The organism is Citrobacter sp. Cpo100 (assembly GCF_030332595.1).
Classification (GTDB): Bacteria; Pseudomonadota; Gammaproteobacteria; order Enterobacterales; family Enterobacteriaceae; genus Citrobacter; species Citrobacter portucalensis.
The window spans coordinates 41,979-58,469 of record NZ_JAOWHM010000026.1; the positions used below are offsets into that span (position 1 = coordinate 41,979).

The window sequence follows — 16,491 nt, forward strand, 5'->3', positions numbered from 1 at the left end:
ATAAGCGTAGCGCCATCAGGCATTACGTACTAACTCTCTACGATACCGCCTAATAAAAACCGGAGCCAACATGCTCCGGTTTTTTTATGGTCAGTAGGCCGCCAGACGTGACGTTAATTGGTGGCCGGGTATTCCTGGATCGTTACCTGCAGCGTCAACTGTTTGTCATCACGCATCACGACAACGGAGATAACTGAACCTGGTCGAATCTCTGCCACCTGGTCCATCGTTTCCAGTGCAGACACCGCCGGTTTGTTATTGACCGAGATAATCAGATCGTTAACCTGAATGCCCGCCTGCGCTGCCGGACCATCCGGGGAAACTTCGTTAACCACAATCCCCTGAATTTGATCCATCCCGCCGCCCTGAGCGTGCAGTGGTGCAATTTCGCGACCGCTGATGCCGATGTAGCCACGAATCACGCGCCCGTCACGAATCAGCTTATCCATGATTTTGGTCGCCAACTGAAACGGAATGGCAAAGCCGATCCCTTCCGGGGTTTCGCCATCGTTGCTCTTATCAAATGACAGCGTGTTAATCCCCATCAATTCACCCAGTGAGTTGACCAGCGCACCGCCAGAGTTTCCGTGGTTGATGGAAGCATCGGTTTGCAGGAAGTTTTGCCGTCCTGTCGGGTTCAGGCCAATTCGACCGGTGGCGCTGATAATCCCCTGAGTGATGGTTTGCCCAAGGTTGTACGGGTTACCGATGGCGAGTACCACGTCACCAATGTGCGGCACGCGTTTGTTATTAATTGGGATTGTTGGCAGCCCGCCAGTGGCGTTGATTTTCAGCACCGCAAGGTCGGTTAACGTATCAGACCCCACAAGCAGCGCTTCAAATACGCGGCCGTCCTGCAATGCGACGATGATTTGGTCGGCATCGTTAATGACGTGCTTATTGGTAATGATATAGCCGCGCTGATCCATGATAACGCCTGAGCCGAGCGTGCGGATCTCAAGCTGGTTGTGCGCGGTACTGTTCATACTGCGGTTATAAACGTTCACGACGGCAGGCGCTGCGCGGCGAACCGCCGGGTTATAGCTAGCGGGCGTTTCATCTGCACTGTCGAACTGCGGTGCGGTAAGCGTATTAATTTTTCGCAGAGAGGGCATCGCGGCCAGCAGGATGGCGCCGACGATTAAACCAATCGCGACCGAACGTAAAAGCTTCACAAACATGATGGCGGCGTCATTAATAAAGGGAACGGCAGCAGCATATCACGAGTTTACCGGACATCACACGAGGGGCTGATGTCCGGTTGCATGCGTTAACGCAGGAGCAGGTAAATACTCTCGTTACCGCGCACCACCTGCAGAGCAATGATCGACGGTTTCGCTTCCAGCACTTTTCGCATTTCGGCGATTGAGTTTACGCGATCGCGGTTAACGCCAATGATAACGTCATCTTTATGCAGACCGGCCTGTGCTGCAGGGCTGCTTTTTTCTACGTTATCAATTCTGATGCCTTTGGTGCCGTCTTTTAACTGACCATCGCTGAGCGTGGCCCCTTGCAACGCAGGCGCAATCATCTCTGCGCTGGCGGACGATGATGTGCTGGTATCGAGGGTGACTTCAACCTCCAGCGGTTTACCGTTACGCAGCAGGCCCAGTTTGACCTTGGTCCCAGGTTCAGTTGTCGCAATGCGTGAACGCAGTTCGGCGAAGCTGTTGAGCGGTTTACCGTTGAGGCTGGTAATGACGTCACCAGATTTCACTCCCGCTTTTGCGGAGCCGGAGTTAGGCAGAACCTCACTGACAAACGCGCCACGCTGTACGTCCAGTTTGAACGCTTTGGCGATATCCGAGGTCATTTCGGTGCCTTTGATACCCAACAGACCGCGTTTGATTTCACCAAACTGCATCAGCTGCTGTGCCAGCGTGCGCGCCATGTTGCTCGGGATTGCAAAACCAATCCCGATGCTGCCGCCGCCGGGGGCCAGAATCGCAGTGTTAATACCGATCAGCTCACCGTTCAGGTTGAGCAATGCGCCGCCGGAGTTACCGCGGTTGATAGAGGCGTCAGTCTGAATAAAGTTTTCCAGACCTTCCAGGTTCAACCCACTGCGACCCAAGGCAGATACAATGCCGGAGGTGGCTGTTTGACCCAAACCGAACGGGTTACCCACAGCCACCGCGAAATCACCTACGCGGAGTTTGTCGGAGTCAGCAATGGCAATTTGCGTCAGGTTGCTGGGGTGCTGAATTTGTAGCAGTGCGATATCGCTCTGATCGTCGCTGCCGATAAGCTTAGCGTCGAACTCTCGGCCATCATTAAGCTGAACGCTGATTTTTTGCGCCTGATTAATAACGTGGTTATTGGTCAGAACGTAGCCTTTGGCTGCGTCAATGATGACCCCTGAGCCCAGTCCTTCAAAGGGTTGTGACGGTTGATCGGGAAGTTCGTCACCAAAAAACTTTTTGAACTCTTCCGGGACTTTCTGCCCCTGAGTGGCGGTGCCTTCAACCCTTACGCTCACCACGGCAGGTAACACTTTCTCCAGCATCGGAGCGAGGCTGGGAAGCGCAGCCTGACCGGGAACCTGGCCGGGGATAGACGCTGCGGCCGGGAATGGCGCCGAGAGAGTTAACCCGACACTTAACGCTAATGCACTCAACAGCTGGGTTTGTTTTTTCATGGATCCTGCTCTCGTACCTTGAGTAAACGGAAGATGATTCAAAACAGGTTGATGTTATTGAATTTTCGGTTAGGTCACAATGCGGCTAACGACTAAATAATAGCTGGGACAGGAAGAGAAGCGGAGGGCGCAATTGCTGCGCCCAATAAATTTCTTAACGATGTGCGGTTAGTCGCGCTTTGCGCCGCTACGCAGCAGGCCGGATGCCCCTTCAGAATAGTCACGTGGCATCTGAACCGGCGCCTGATCGTTGCCAGCTTCAGACTCTGCCAGACGGTTACGGAACGGGTTGTTTTCCGGCGACATACCCGGCAGCAGGTTGCTGGAGCTTTTCGCCATGTGCTGGTAAATCTGACGATAATCGTCCGCCATGTTATCCAGCAATTCAGCGCTGCGGGCAAAGTGGCTCACCAGCTCTTCGCGGTACTCTTCCAGCTCAGCTTTATTTTTTTCCAGTTCGTACTGCAATGCCTGCTGTTGGCGTAATTTACGATTACCAAAACGCATGGCTACAGCACCAATAATGATACCGACGACTAACCCAATTAGCGCATATTCCCAGGTCATGAACATCTCCCGTTGTCTTGTGTTTCCGTAGGGTGTTGGCTTTAGGCTCCATGCCTGCGCCTGATTATGCCACTATAACCGCTAATCCCGTAGAAGTGGAATCCCGTGTTTATATCACGTAATGTAGAACGGCCTTTTTTTCGTCAACCGTGAGCGACGGCACATCGATTCTCAAGGAATAACAATAACATCATGCAAAGCTTTTCCCCTACATCGCGTTACCAGCAAGCCCTCAACGACGGCAGTTATCAACCCGACAACGTACAACTCGAAGCCGTGAATCGACTGGAAACCATTTTCCAGGCGCTTACGACGCCAGCACGTCCTGCGCCGCAGGAGAGTGGACTGATGGCGCGTTTTGGTAAGTTGCTGGGCAAGCGTGAGTCACCGATCAACGCGCCGGTGCGTGGTTTATATATGTGGGGCGGAGTTGGGCGCGGAAAAACCTGGCTGATGGATCTGTTCTACCATAGCCTGCCGGGCGAACGTAAACAGCGTTTGCACTTTCACCGTTTTATGCTGCGCGTGCATGAAGAGCTTACTGCCTTACAGGGGCAGAGCGATCCGCTGGAAATCATCGCCGACCGCTTTAAGGCCGAAACCGACGTGCTGTGCTTCGACGAATTTTTTGTTTCTGATATCACCGACGCCATGCTGCTCGGCGGCCTGATGAAAGCGCTGTTTGCCCGCGGTATTACGCTGGTGGCGACCTCCAATATTCCGCCAGATGAGCTATATCGCAACGGTTTGCAACGCACGCGTTTTCTTCCTGCCATTGATGCCATCAAACAGCATTGCGACATCATGAATGTCGATGCCGGCGTCGATTATCGTCTGCGCACCTTAACGCAGGCGCATTTGTGGTTGTCGCCATTGAATGAGGAAACCCGCCAGCAGATGGATAAGCTTTGGCTGGCATTAGCGGGAACCAAAGGTGAACATGCGCCAACGCTGGAGATCAATCATCGTCCGATGCAGACGCTGGCCGTCGAAAACCAAACGCTGGCGGTGTCGTTTACCACGCTCTGCGTCGATGCCCGGAGTCAGCATGACTACATTGCGCTGTCGCGTCTGTTTCACACGGTGCTGTTGTCTGATGTGCCGGTCATGACCCCGCTGATGGAGAGTGAAGCGCGACGCTTTATCGCATTGGTGGATGAGTTCTACGAACGCCACGTCAAGCTGGTGGTCAGTGCGGCATCACCCCTCTATGAAATTTATCAGGGCGAGCGTCTGAAGTTTGAATTTCAGCGTTGTTTGTCGCGTTTGCAGGAGATGCAAAGCGAAGAGTATCTGAAGCGGGAACATTTAGCCGGTTAAACCTGCCGCAAATCACATAAAGGGGTCGATCTTTGACCCTGACTTCTCTATAATCTTGCGACCCCACGTTACGAGAGAGTTTTTTTCCCAAAACTTTCTATGCGCCGGCATAGGCTATTCGAAGGGGTAGGTTTGCTGGACAATGTCGTGTGAACCTCAACTGACAAAACGTTTGGGTGTTCACCAACGTGTAACTTATTTATTTGGGTAAGCTTTTAATGAAAACTTTTACAGCTAAACCAGAAACCGTAAAACGCGACTGGTATGTTGTTGACGCGACCGGTAAAACTCTGGGCCGTCTGGCTTCCGAACTGGCTCTGCGCCTGCGCGGTAAGCACAAAGCGGAATACACTCCGCACGTAGATACCGGTGATTACATCATCGTTCTGAACGCTGACAAAGTTGCTGTAACCGGCAACAAGCGTACTGACAAAGTGTACTATCACCACACCGGCCACATCGGTGGTATCAAACAAGCGACCTTTGAAGAGATGATTGCTCGCCGTCCTGAGCGTGTGCTTGAAATCGCGGTTAAAGGCATGCTGCCAAAAGGCCCGCTGGGTCGTGCTATGTTCCGTAAACTGAAAGTTTACGCTGGCAACGAGCACAACCACGCGGCACAGCAACCGCAAGTTCTTGACATCTAATCGGGATTATAGGCAATGGCTGAAAATCAATACTACGGCACTGGTCGCCGCAAAAGTTCCGCAGCTCGCGTTTTCATCAAACCGGGCAGTGGTAAAATCGTAATCAACCAACGTTCTCTGGAACAGTACTTCGGTCGTGAAACTGCCCGCATGGTAGTTCGTCAGCCGCTGGAACTGGTCGACATGGTTGAGAAACTGGATCTGTACATCACTGTTAAAGGTGGTGGTATCTCTGGTCAGGCTGGTGCGATCCGTCACGGTATCACCCGCGCTCTGATGGAGTACGACGAATCCCTGCGTGGCGAACTGCGTAAAGCTGGCTTCGTTACCCGTGATGCTCGTCAGGTTGAACGTAAGAAAGTCGGTCTGCGTAAAGCACGTCGTCGTCCTCAGTTCTCCAAACGTTAATTGTACTCTGCTTCGGCAGACGACAATTTGCGAAAAAACCCGCTTCGGCGGGTTTTTTTATCGTTATTTCTCGCCTCAGATCCACGGTAATCCGCTGATTGCCACCTCTTTTTCCCCATTTCAAGAATCGACTCACCACAAAGGTCACAAAATCTGGTAAACTATCATCCAATTTTCTGCCCAAATGTCCGGTATCGTTCATTTTTTGTTTGCATTTTGAGCAGTAATGACTTTCCCGAGTTTGGGTGACATCACTTCTGGCTGGCCACTGAGTGGCTGGTAGCAGTAAAAATTCTGAATATACCTGGAGGTTTTCATGGCTGTCGCTGCCAACAAACGTTCGGTAATGACGCTGTTTTCTGGTCCTACTGACATCTATAGCCATCAGGTCCGCATTGTGCTGGCTGAGAAAGGTGTTAGTTTCGAGATTGAGCATGTGGAGAAGGACAATCCACCTCAGGATCTGATCGACCTCAACCCGAATCAGAGCGTACCGACACTGGTGGATCGTGAGCTGACCCTGTGGGAATCTCGCATCATTATGGAATACCTGGATGAGCGCTTCCCGCATCCGCCGCTGATGCCGGTTTACCCGGTTGCGCGTGGTGAAAGCCGCCTGTACATGCAGCGTATTGAAAAAGACTGGTACACGCTGATGAACGTCATCGTGAACGGTTCTGCATCTGAAGCCGAAGTCGCGCGTAAGCGTCTGCGCGAAGAACTGCTGGCAATCGCGCCAGTATTTGGCCAGAAACCTTACTTCCTGAGCGATGAGTTCAGCCTGGTAGACTGCTACCTGGCGCCGCTGCTGTGGCGTTTACCGCAGTTGGGTATTGAATTCAACGGTGCAGGTTCGAAAGAACTGAAAGGGTACATGACTCGCGTCTTCGAACGAGACTCTTTCCTGGCTTCTCTGACTGAGCCTGAACGTGAAATGCGTCTGGGCCGGGGTTAACCTGTATGGATTTGCCACAGCTAACACCACGCCGTCCGTATCTGCTGCGCGCGTTCTATGAGTGGTTGCTGGACAACCAGCTCACGCCGCATCTGGTGGTGGATGTGACGCTCCAGGACGTGCAGGTTCCAATGGAATATGCGCGTGACGGGCAAATTGTTCTGAATATTGCACCGCGTGCGGTGGGCAACCTGGAACTGGCTAACGATGAAGTGCGCTTTAACGCGCGCTTCGGTGGTGTGCCGCGTCAGGTGTCTGTGCCGTTGGCTGCCGTTCTGGCAATTTATGCACGTGAAAATGGCGCCGGTACGATGTTTGAACCGGAAGCCGCCTACGACGAAGATGTTGCCAGCTTAAATGATGACGACAACGACACGTCTGGTTTTGAGAGTGAAACGGTCATGTCGGTCATTGATGGCGATAAACCTGATAATGGCGACGACAACGATCCGGATGATACTCCGCCACCGCCTCGCGGTGGGCGTCCAGCGCTGCGCGTAGTGAAATAAGTAGTGAAATAAAAAACAGGCCCTTTGGGGCCTGTTCTGTTTTCTGGCTTTGGTATCAATAAAACAGCGCGATGGTGGCTACCATATTCACCACAAATCCTACTGCCATCGGGATTGCTGTACGTTTTACCACTTCAAAGGGCGATACGCCGGCAATACCCGATGTCACGACAATTACAGCGGTTATGGGTGACACCGCGCGGGCAAGCGTAGTGGCAAAATGCATCGGCATAATCATTACTACCGCAGGAATATGCAGCCCGGCGGCAATATCCGGAATGAGGCTGGCAAAAGACATAAACGGCGCGTTGCCTGACCCCATGACGATTGCGCAGGCGGCGATGACCACCGCCATGATGATCATCACGCCGATACCGCCAAGACCGGAATGCTCTGCGCCTTTTATTACGGCATCGACAGTCCCGATAGTCGTCAACCCTTTCGCAAAGATTTCACCGGCGACCACCAGGGTGACAACGTTGGCAAACTGCGTCCCCATGCCGTCAAAAAAAGCCTGCACATCATCCATCGTTTCGCGCAGATTATGTTTATGCAGGAATTCAACAAACATAGTCAGCGTCATGCTCATCAACATTACCACCACCAGATTCAACTCTGCTTTCATTAGCCCCATTTGTGCAAGGGCAAGCGAGCCCAGCATCAGGATCAGCGGCATCACCGGCAAAATGGCGTAATAGAGCGGGGGTACGTTTTCCAGCGTCTTTTGTTCCGCAAATCCGTTACTTTCCGGTGCGGCTTTTTTATCAAATTGACGCTGAACGAAAAAATGCGCAATGGCGACGGCGACAATGACACACGACGCGACGGGCAACTGGTATTGAAAGAAATAGGTGGCGATTTTCATGCCCGCGACCTGCGCGGCAAAAATAGAGTTGGTTTCCAGAATGCCCCATTCAATCGACATCGAAGTGGCAATGACCGCAACAGCGGATAAACGGCTTACGCCAAGACTAACCAGCGTTGGGAACAGCGTCACCATCAGCAACATACCTAACCCGGATGCGCTGGTAATGAACTGCGCCATGATCTGACCAATCACATAGGTGGCGGCAAGCACTACATAGGGGGAGCGGATTAGCTTGAGCGGGCGACTTAACAGGCTAACCATCGCTCTGCTGGCCCCCATTCTGTCCATATAACGGGCATAACCGCCCACCGCCATGATTGATAACCCCAGTCCGGCCGCGCGGTTGGAGAGCATACGCAAAATTTCATTGTAAATATCGACCAGTAGATAGCCACTGCTTTTGTCGTTAGCGACCAACGCGCCGTAGCCCAGCCAGACGCCGCAGATCATCAGGAAGATCCCGGCGGCGGCCAGCACGACCTGCGGTTTGTAGTTTTTGAGGATCAGGTAACCCATCGTTAATAAAACGATGACAGAGATAATGATGCCGAACATTGTTTCACTCCATGCCAGAGAAGAAGATAAATCCGGTAATAATGCTGTTGTCAAAACGGATGTTATATTTTTCTGGGCATTTTTTATGGAGTGAATATCTTATTTTTAATTCGATGATGTAATTATTTATCGTTATAAAATAGAAGGTTATGATAAATAATCACGTTCATATTCATAATTTTCATGAAGCTATTTAACTCCATTCAATTAAAGTGAGGCAGAAGATACTCGCTTAAAATAATATTGCTGTTACGTATATTATCAATAAGCCAGCCGGATCAGATCGTCCATCATTTCACCCTGCTTTCGATCCTGTGTTAGGATAAACCCGCTGTTGTTTGTCACCACGACTTAGCTGAATGGACCCTATGAACGCATTTGATTCGCAAGCTGAAGACTCTCCATCCACCATTGGCCGTAGCTTACGCAATCGCCCGTTGGCGCGTAAAAAACTGTCTGAAATGGTTGAAGAAGAACTGGAGCAGATGATTCGTCGTCGGGAATTTGGCGAGGGCGAACAGTTGCCGTCTGAGCGGGAGCTGATGGCCTTCTTTAACGTGGGCCGTCCTTCTGTACGAGAAGCGCTGGCCGCGTTAAAACGCAAAGGTCTGGTACAAATCAACAACGGCGAGCGCGCCCGCGTTTCGCGTCCTTCAGCTGATACCATCATCAGCGAGCTGTCTGGTATGGCGAAAGATTTCCTCGCACATCCCGGTGGCATTGCCCACTTCGAGCAGTTGCGACTGTTCTTTGAATCCAGCCTGGTACGATACGCCGCCGAACATGCGACAGATGAGCAAATCGACAGACTGGCTAAAGCACTGGAGATCAACAGCCAGTCGCTCGATGACAATACGTTGTTCATCCGCTCGGACGTTGATTTTCACCGTGTACTGGCTGAGATCCCGGGTAATCCTATCTTTATGGCTATCCATGTTGCGCTGTTAGACTGGCTGATTGCCGCCCGTCCGACCGTCGCCGATCAAGAGTTGTATGAGCACAACAACGTGAGTTATCAGCAGCATATCGCTATTGTCGACGCAATTCGCCAGCGCGATCCTGAAGAAGCTGACCGCGCACTGCAAGAACACCTCAACAGCGTTTCCGCGACCTGGCACGCCTTCAGCAAAAGTAAAAAGCTGCGTAAGTGATTGCGATCCCGACGATCGTTTAAACACAAAATCATTCAAGTTGCATCAAGGCGGCAAGAGAGCGAGTTCCCTGGAGCATAGATAACTATGTGACAGGGGTGAGCGAACGCAGCTAACGCAGAGGCGGCTCGAAGGATGAAGTGTTTAGTGAAGTAGATCGCACTATAAGCGTTCTGTATTGTATTGCTGCTTATTTGATCTGGTATAACAGGTATAAAGGTGTGCAGTTAGATAACACTAATCATCGTCAGAGGTCGTTATGGCAAGAGATTTAAAAGGCGTAATGCCAGCGTTGTTAACCCCATTCGATAACCAACAGAGACTGGACATCGAGAGTTTGCGCCGCCTGGTGCGTTTCAACATTGGTCAGGGTGTAGACGGGCTCTATGTCGGTGGCTCAACGGGTGAGGCCTTTGTCCAAAACCGCGTTGAAAGAGAGCAGGTACTGGAAATTGTTGCCGAAGAGGCGAAAGGTAAGGTGACGCTGATCGCCCATGTTGGCACGGTGAGTACTGAAGAGAGCCAACAGCTGGCGAGTGCGGCACATCGTTACGGCTTTGATGCTGTTTCGGCCGTTACACCGTTTTACTATCCGTTCAGCTTTGAAGAACATTGCGATCACTACCGCGCAATTATTGATTCCGCTGATGGTTTACCGATGGTGGTCTATAACATTCCGGCGCTGAGTGGCGTAAAACTGACGCTGGATCAAATCAACACACTGGTGACGCTGCCAGGTGTTGGCGCACTGAAGCAAACTTCGGGCGATCTCTATCAGATGGAACAGATCCGCCGCGCTCATCCCGATCTGGTGCTTTATAACGGCTATGACGAGATCTTTGCTTCCGGACTGCTTGCGGGCGCAGATGGCGGTATCGGTAGCACTTACAACATCATGGGGTGGCGCTATCAGGGAATTGTGAAAGCGCTCAAAGAAGGTGACATCCGCACGGCGCAAAAGCTGCAAACCGAGTGCAATAAGGTTATCGATCTGCTTATTAAGGTTGGCGTATTCCGCGGTCTGAAAACAGTACTGCACTATATGGATGTGGTTTCTGTCCCACTGTGCCGTAAACCCTTTGCCCCGGTAGATGAACACTATCTGCCGGAACTGAAAGCGCTGGCAAACCAACTGCTGGCGGAAAAGGCGTAATCACGGGTAGCCGGGGGCGCTTCGCTTGCCCGGCCTGGATCTTCGACCGTAGGCCGGGTAAGGCAAAGCCACCACCCGGCACAACAACAAAAATCGTCGGGAGAGTAAAATGAGTACTTCTACCCAGAACATCCCGTGGTATCGCCATCTCAATCGGGCACAATGGCGGGCATTTTCCGCCGCCTGGCTGGGATATTTGCTTGATGGTTTCGATTTTGTGTTAATCGCCCTGGTGCTGACAGAAGTGCAGGGCGAATTCGGACTGACGACGGTGCAGGCTGCCAGCCTGATCTCGGCCGCCTTTATCTCCCGTTGGTTTGGCGGGTTAATGCTGGGGGCAATGGGCGACCGCTACGGACGCCGCCTGGCAATGGTCACCAGCATCATTCTGTTCTCTGTGGGAACGCTGGCCTGCGGTTTCGCGCCGGGCTACACCACCATGTTTATCGCCCGCCTGGTTATCGGTATGGGAATGGCCGGTGAGTATGGCTCCAGCGCAACCTATGTTATTGAAAGTTGGCCTAAACACCTGCGAAACAAAGCCAGTGGTTTCCTGATTTCCGGCTTTTCCGTTGGTGCCGTGATCGCCGCCCAGGTTTACAGTCTGGTGGTCCCGGTCTGGGGATGGCGCGCGCTGTTCTTCATCGGCATCCTGCCAATTATCTTCGCCCTCTGGCTGCGTAAAAATATTCCGGAAGCGGAAGACTGGAAAGAGAAACACGAAGGCAAAGCGCCAGTGCGCACGATGGTGGACATTCTCTACCGGGGCGAGCATCGGGTAATTAATATTCTGATGACGCTCGCCGCTGCAACTGCGCTGTGGTTCTGCTTTGCTGGCAACCTGCAAAATGCGGCTATCGTGGCGGTTCTTGGACTGATATGCGCGTTTATCTTCATTAGCTTTATGGTGCAAAGCAGCGGGAAACGCTGGCCGACGGGCGTGATGCTGATGGTGGTCGTGCTATTCGCCTTCCTGTACTCGTGGCCGATTCAGGCGCTGTTGCCAACCTATCTGAAAACCGAACTGCTGTACGATCCTTCCACGGTGGCCAGAGTGCTCTTCTTTAGCGGCTTTGGTGCGGCGGTCGGTTGTTGCGTCGGCGGTTTTCTTGGTGACTGGCTGGGCACGCGTAAAGCTTATGTCTGCAGTCTGTTGGCCTCGCAGTTGCTGATTATTCCGGTGTTTGCGATAGGCGGTTCAAACGTCTGGGTACTGGGTTTGCTGCTGTTTTTCCAACAAATGCTCGGCCAGGGGATCTCCGGGATCTTACCAAAACTGATTGGCGGCTATTTCGATACCGATCAGCGTGCGGCGGGATTGGGCTTCACCTATAACGTGGGCGCACTGGGCGGGGCTTTGGCACCGATCATCGGCGCACTGATTGCCCAACGTCTGGATCTGGGTACCGCGCTGGGATCGCTCTCTTTCGGCCTGACATTTGTAGTGATCCTGCTGATTGGTCTTGATATGCCGTCCCGTGTACAGCGCTGGCTGCGTCCTGAAGCGTTGCGTACGCATGATGCCATTGATGGTCGACCGTTTAGCGGTGCCGTGCCGTTCGGCGGTGACAAAAGCACTATGGTGAAATCCAAAAGTTAATCCAGTTGCCCGGTGCTGAACCGGGCAATAGCCGTAAGGGAAGAATATGTCGTTCTTTGAGCTACAGAGCGCCACCACGATGCATGAGGCGGCGTCATGACCACATTGGCGATTGATATTGGCGGCACCAAATTGGCTGCCGCGCTGATAGACAACAATCTGCAAGTCCGCGAGCGGCGTGAACTTCCGACGCCTGCCAGTAAAACGCCGCAAGCGCTGCGCGCCGCGTTACAAACACTGGTTGCACCGCTACAGGGGCGTGCTAATCGGGTGGCGATCGCCTCGACGGGGATTATCCGTGAGGGGGCTTTACTGGCGCTGAATCCGCATAACCTCGGCGGGTTGATGCATTTTCCGCTGACACAAACGCTGGAACAAATCACCGGCCTGCCGACGCTGGCCGTCAATGACGCACAGGCAGCGGCGTGGGCTGAGTACCATGCGCTTGGTGGTGAGTACCGCGATCTGGTGTTTATTACCGTCTCCACAGGCGTTGGCGGGGGAGTCGTCAGCGGTGGGAAACTGCTGACTGGAGTCGGCGGTTTGGCTGGGCATCTGGGACATACGCTGGCCGATCCGCATGGGCCTGTTTGCGGCTGCGGGCGTGTGGGCTGCGTTGAGGCGATCGCATCCGGTCGTGGAATAGCGGCGGCTGCCGAAGGCGCGCTTGCCGGATGCGACGCCAAAACTATTTTTAGCCGTGCCGGGCAGGGGGATGAGCAGGCAAGCCGGTTGATCCATCGCTCAGCGCGTACTTTGGCAAGGCTTGTTGCCGATGTGAAGGCCACGACTGATTGTCAGTGCGTGGTCATTGGCGGCAGCGTTGGGCTGGCTGAAGGGTATCTGGCGCTGGTGGAACATTATCTGGCACAAGAGCCTTTGGCCTATCACGTGGAATTGCTGGCGGCGCATTACCGTCATGACGCTGGATTACTGGGGGCCGCGCTGTTGGCCCAGGGAGAATGATGATGATATCAGATGCGTTGAATTCACTGCCTTCTGCCGGATTACATCCGGTCTTGCAGCAGGCGTTAACGCTTGCCATTGCGGCGAATCCGCAGGAGAAGACGCCTGGGCGCTACACGTTGCAGGGCGAGAATATTTTTATGAATGTCATGCAATTTACAACGCAGAGCCCAGAGCATAAGAAAGCGGAGCTGCATCAGCAGTACATTGATATTCAGATGCTGTTGTCCGGCGAAGAACGGATTCTGTTCGGGATGACAGATTCTGCTCGTCACTGTGAAGAGATGCACATCGAGGATGATTATCAGCTGTGCAGCCAGATTGCCGATGAACAGGCTATGGTACTGAAGCCGGGAAAATTTGTGATTTTTATGCCGGGCGAGCCGCATAAACCGGGTTGTGTGGTGCAGGCCCCGATGGACATCAAAAAAGTGGTGATCAAAGTCCGCGCCAGCTTATTACAAGCTTGAGAATGAGAGACTGTGTCGGATGGCAGGGCTAACGCCATCCGACATGGAATGTAACGACCTAGCGCTTAAACGTCACCGTTTCTGGCTGCGTCAGATGCAGTGTGGTTTGGCTTGGGACCGTCTCGGCAATGACTCGACCATGACGAATGGAATAACGGGCAGGCGTCTGGCGACGAACCGCGTCAAACCCATTTTCTGCAGGCAAAATCACCAGATTCGCAGAATTCCCCACGTTCAGACCGTAGTCCTGCAGGTGCAGGGTTTTCGCGCTGTGGGTGGTGACCAGGTTCAACCCATCGTTAATTTGTCCGTATCCCATCAGCTGGCACACGTGTAATCCCATATGCAGCACCTGCAGCATATTCGCAGTGCCCAGCGGATACCACGGATCGAAGACGTCATCATGACCGAAGCAGACGTTGATATCCGCTTCCAGCATCTCTTTGACGCGCGTAACACCACGACGCTTAGGATAAGTGTCAAAGCGCCCTTGCAGGTGAATATTCACCAGTGGATTTGCGACAAAGTTAATGCCGGACATTTTCAACAGGCGGAAAAGACGGGAAGCATACGCGCCGTTGTAGGAATGCATCGCCGTGGTATGGCTGGCGGTCACGCGCTCGCCCATATTGTAGCGATGCGCCAGCGCCGCAACGGTTTCAACAAAGCGGGATTGCTCATCATCGATTTCGTCACAGTGCACGTCGATAAGTTTGTCGTATTTTTGCGCCAGAGCGAAAATCTTATGCAGCGACTCTACGCCATATTCACGCGTGAATTCAAAGTGCGGGATCGCGCCAATGACGTCGGCGCCCAGACGCACGGCTTCCTCCAGGAGCGCTTCACCGTTGGGATAAGAAAGAATGCCTTCTTGCGGGAACGCGACAATCTGTAGCTCTACCCACGGAGCGACTTCTTGCTTCACCTCCAGCATGGCTTTTAGCGCCGTCAACGTAGGGTCGGAAACGTCAACGTGAGTACGGACATACTGGATGCCGTTGGCCATCTGCCACTTCAGGGTCTGCATGGCGCGCGCTTTGACGTCTTCGTGAGTGAGCATTGCCTTACGTTCAGCCCAGCGTTCAATGCCCTCAAACAGCGTACCAGACTGATTCCAGCTCGGCTCGCCCGCGGTTTGCGTAGTGTCCAGATGGATATGTGGCTCAACGAACGGTGGGATAGCCAGACCGCCTTCAGCATCAAGCACTTCACCCTGTGGTAACGTCGCTGCGTCTTGAGGCTCAATACGGCTAAAGCGCCCGTTTTCAATCGTGATTTGCCATAACCCTTCACGTCCCTGTAAACGCGCCTGATGAATGGTGATGTTATTATTCTGCATGGCTGACCTCCGGGGATTTAGCAAGGCTGCGATTGAAAAGTGGATTCAGCAGGATATAGCTGAATACGCCGCCGAGTACGGCATTGACGGGCACGATGCCGGGAATATAGTGGCCTGCGGCAATGCCCAGTGCAACGGACAGGATCGCTATCCAGTTTACGGAAATAAATTGCGCTTTGCTGAAGTCGGCATAGCGGCTATGGTTCAGCAGATAGTCGGCGATGATCACCCCGCCAATCGGGGGAATCGCTGCCGACAGAAATGTCAGCCAGCCGACAAAGTTATTGTAAAGCCACAGCGCGCACAGTGTGCCAATAATACCGTTAGCCACCGACAGCGTACGGCTGGAAAGGCCGGTAATATTGGCAAATCCCAGGCCCGATGCGTACAGCGCATTATCGTTGGTGGTCCAGATATTCAGACCAAGAACGATGATTGCGGGCAGCAGCAGTCCCTGGGCAATCATCACGTCAGAGATATCCGCCTGTCCAACCGCAGCCGCGCCCGCAGCGCCGAAGATGAACATCAAGGAGTTGCCAAGGAAAAACGCCACCATGGCGATCAGCACCGCGCCTTTGGCGTTGCGGCCAAAACGGACGAAGTCAGCGGTTAACGTCCCTGCGCTGACAAACGAGCCGACTACCAGCGCCAGTGCGGTGGAGAAATCCAGCGGCGTTTGCGGCACTATCGCTTTTAAATGCTCCAAACCGCCGACATCGCTCACCGCCAGCCAGACGGAGTAGCTGCCAAGAACAACGATGGCAGGTACGGCGATGATTGATAAAACGGTCAGCGCTGAGATGCCAAAAAAGATGGTCAGGGTCATCAACAGACCGGAAACCGCAATCAGGATATTGACGTCAATTCCCGTCGCTTTGCCAACCGGGATAGCAAACATGGCCACACCAACGCCAAACCAGCCTACCTGTGTGCCGCCTAACAGCAGAGAGGGAAGCCATGAACCTTTCACACCAAATGAGTAACGCGCCAGAAGGTGGGTTGAGAGCCCTGTTTTTGCGCCGATAAAACCGAGAAATGCAGTGTAAATACCGAGGAGAAGATTACCGAAGAGAACTGCCAGGAAGAAATCATTATAAGAAAGACCGGTACCGAGTGTGCCACCGGTCCACATACTGGCGGAAAAGAATGTGAGTCCCAACATGACAAATGTTAGTGGAACTACGCCTTTTCGCGCCGCCAGAGGGACGGGGCCCTGGCTATAATTGTTGTCTTGCGACACAACGCCTCCATGAATTTTGCCCAAAAAATCCGCCGCATAATATACAGTTCTCAACGTAAAGCAAACGTTTTCGTCTGATTTTTACATGGTTATTATTCATGATGT

At 52.9% G+C, this 16,491-nt stretch carries 16 protein-coding genes; 10 read left to right on the forward strand and 6 right to left on the reverse strand.

Annotated elements, in window-relative coordinates:
- Nucleotides 1–113 precede the first annotated feature (113 nt).
- From degS to zapG, 3 genes are all read right to left on the reverse strand, one after another.
- Entirely contained in the window at nucleotides 114–1,181 is a 1,068-nt protein-coding gene (degS, locus tag OGX96_RS03690) for an outer membrane-stress sensor serine endopeptidase DegS (protein ID WP_008785952.1), read from the reverse strand.
- Between the two features lie 89 nt (nucleotides 1,182–1,270).
- A complete protein-coding gene (degQ, locus tag OGX96_RS03695) occupies nucleotides 1,271–2,638 on the reverse strand; it encodes a serine endoprotease DegQ (protein ID WP_008785951.1) in 1,368 nt (455 codons plus the stop codon).
- A gap of 168 nt (nucleotides 2,639–2,806) precedes the next feature.
- Nucleotides 2,807–3,205: a Z-ring associated protein ZapG gene (gene zapG / locus OGX96_RS03700; protein WP_003025147.1), complete on the reverse strand. Its 399-nt coding sequence runs from the start codon at nucleotides 3,203–3,205 to the stop codon at nucleotides 2,807–2,809.
- Nucleotides 3,206–3,397: 192 nt separating this feature from the next.
- Here zapG and zapE point away from each other — a divergent pair, with 192 nt between their 5' ends.
- The 5 genes from zapE to sspB all read left to right on the forward strand — a co-directional run bounded on the left by zapE (nucleotide 3,398) and on the right by sspB (nucleotide 7,044).
- Complete coding sequence (gene zapE / locus OGX96_RS03705) at nucleotides 3,398–4,525, forward strand: cell division protein ZapE (RefSeq protein ID WP_286582280.1); 1,128 nt, start codon at nucleotides 3,398–3,400, stop codon at nucleotides 4,523–4,525.
- A 218-nt stretch (nucleotides 4,526–4,743) separates the two neighbouring features.
- Complete coding sequence (rplM, locus tag OGX96_RS03710; protein WP_003025141.1) at nucleotides 4,744–5,172, forward strand: 50S ribosomal protein L13; 429 nt, start codon at nucleotides 4,744–4,746, stop codon at nucleotides 5,170–5,172.
- A gap of 15 nt (nucleotides 5,173–5,187) precedes the next feature.
- A complete protein-coding gene (gene rpsI, locus OGX96_RS03715) occupies nucleotides 5,188–5,580 on the forward strand; it encodes a 30S ribosomal protein S9 (protein ID WP_003025138.1) in 393 nt (130 codons plus the stop codon).
- Between the two features lie 316 nt (nucleotides 5,581–5,896).
- On the forward strand, nucleotides 5,897–6,535 hold the full coding sequence (gene sspA / locus OGX96_RS03720; RefSeq protein WP_003025132.1) for a stringent starvation protein SspA: 639 nt from the start codon (nucleotides 5,897–5,899) through the stop codon (nucleotides 6,533–6,535).
- A 5-nt stretch (nucleotides 6,536–6,540) separates the two neighbouring features.
- Entirely contained in the window at nucleotides 6,541–7,044 is a 504-nt protein-coding gene (sspB, locus tag OGX96_RS03725; protein ID WP_032945142.1) for a ClpXP protease specificity-enhancing factor, read from the forward strand.
- A 55-nt stretch (nucleotides 7,045–7,099) separates the two neighbouring features.
- On the opposite strand, the gene dcuC is transcribed toward sspB, so the two are convergent.
- A complete protein-coding gene (gene dcuC, locus OGX96_RS03730) occupies nucleotides 7,100–8,467 on the reverse strand; it encodes an anaerobic C4-dicarboxylate transporter DcuC (protein WP_060683127.1) in 1,368 nt (455 codons plus the stop codon).
- Between the two features lie 359 nt (nucleotides 8,468–8,826).
- Here dcuC and nanR point away from each other — a divergent pair, with 359 nt between their 5' ends.
- The 5 genes from nanR to nanQ all read left to right on the forward strand — a co-directional run bounded on the left by nanR (nucleotide 8,827) and on the right by nanQ (nucleotide 13,807).
- Entirely contained in the window at nucleotides 8,827–9,618 is a 792-nt protein-coding gene (nanR, locus tag OGX96_RS03735; RefSeq protein ID WP_008785946.1) for a transcriptional regulator NanR, read from the forward strand.
- Between the two features lie 259 nt (nucleotides 9,619–9,877).
- Nucleotides 9,878–10,771, forward strand: a complete 894-nt coding sequence (gene nanA / locus OGX96_RS03740) for an N-acetylneuraminate lyase (protein ID WP_003828793.1) — start codon at nucleotides 9,878–9,880, stop codon at nucleotides 10,769–10,771.
- Between the two features lie 109 nt (nucleotides 10,772–10,880).
- A complete protein-coding gene (gene nanT / locus OGX96_RS03745; RefSeq protein WP_003828791.1) occupies nucleotides 10,881–12,371 on the forward strand; it encodes a sialic acid transporter NanT in 1,491 nt (496 codons plus the stop codon).
- 96 nt (nucleotides 12,372–12,467) lie between these two features.
- Nucleotides 12,468–13,337 carry an N-acetylmannosamine kinase gene (nanK, locus tag OGX96_RS03750; protein ID WP_286582281.1) on the forward strand — a complete coding sequence of 290 codons (870 nt, stop codon included), beginning with the start codon at nucleotides 12,468–12,470 and terminating at the stop codon, nucleotides 13,335–13,337.
- A 2-nt stretch (nucleotides 13,338–13,339) separates the two neighbouring features.
- Entirely contained in the window at nucleotides 13,340–13,807 is a 468-nt protein-coding gene (nanQ, locus tag OGX96_RS03755) for an N-acetylneuraminate anomerase (RefSeq protein ID WP_048216381.1), read from the forward strand.
- 58 nt (nucleotides 13,808–13,865) lie between these two features.
- Here the strand turns inward: nanQ and OGX96_RS03760 are convergent, their stop codons facing one another.
- Entirely contained in the window at nucleotides 13,866–15,146 is a 1,281-nt protein-coding gene (locus OGX96_RS03760) for a cytosine deaminase (RefSeq protein WP_071444706.1), read from the reverse strand.
- The gene (gene codB, locus OGX96_RS03765) at nucleotides 15,136–16,386 is read right to left on the reverse strand and encodes a cytosine permease (protein WP_198801729.1); all 1,251 of its coding nucleotides are present in this window, start codon (nucleotides 16,384–16,386) and stop codon (nucleotides 15,136–15,138) included. Before codB ends, OGX96_RS03760 begins: the two co-directional genes overlap by 11 nt.
- Between the last annotated feature and the right edge of the window lie 105 nt (nucleotides 16,387–16,491).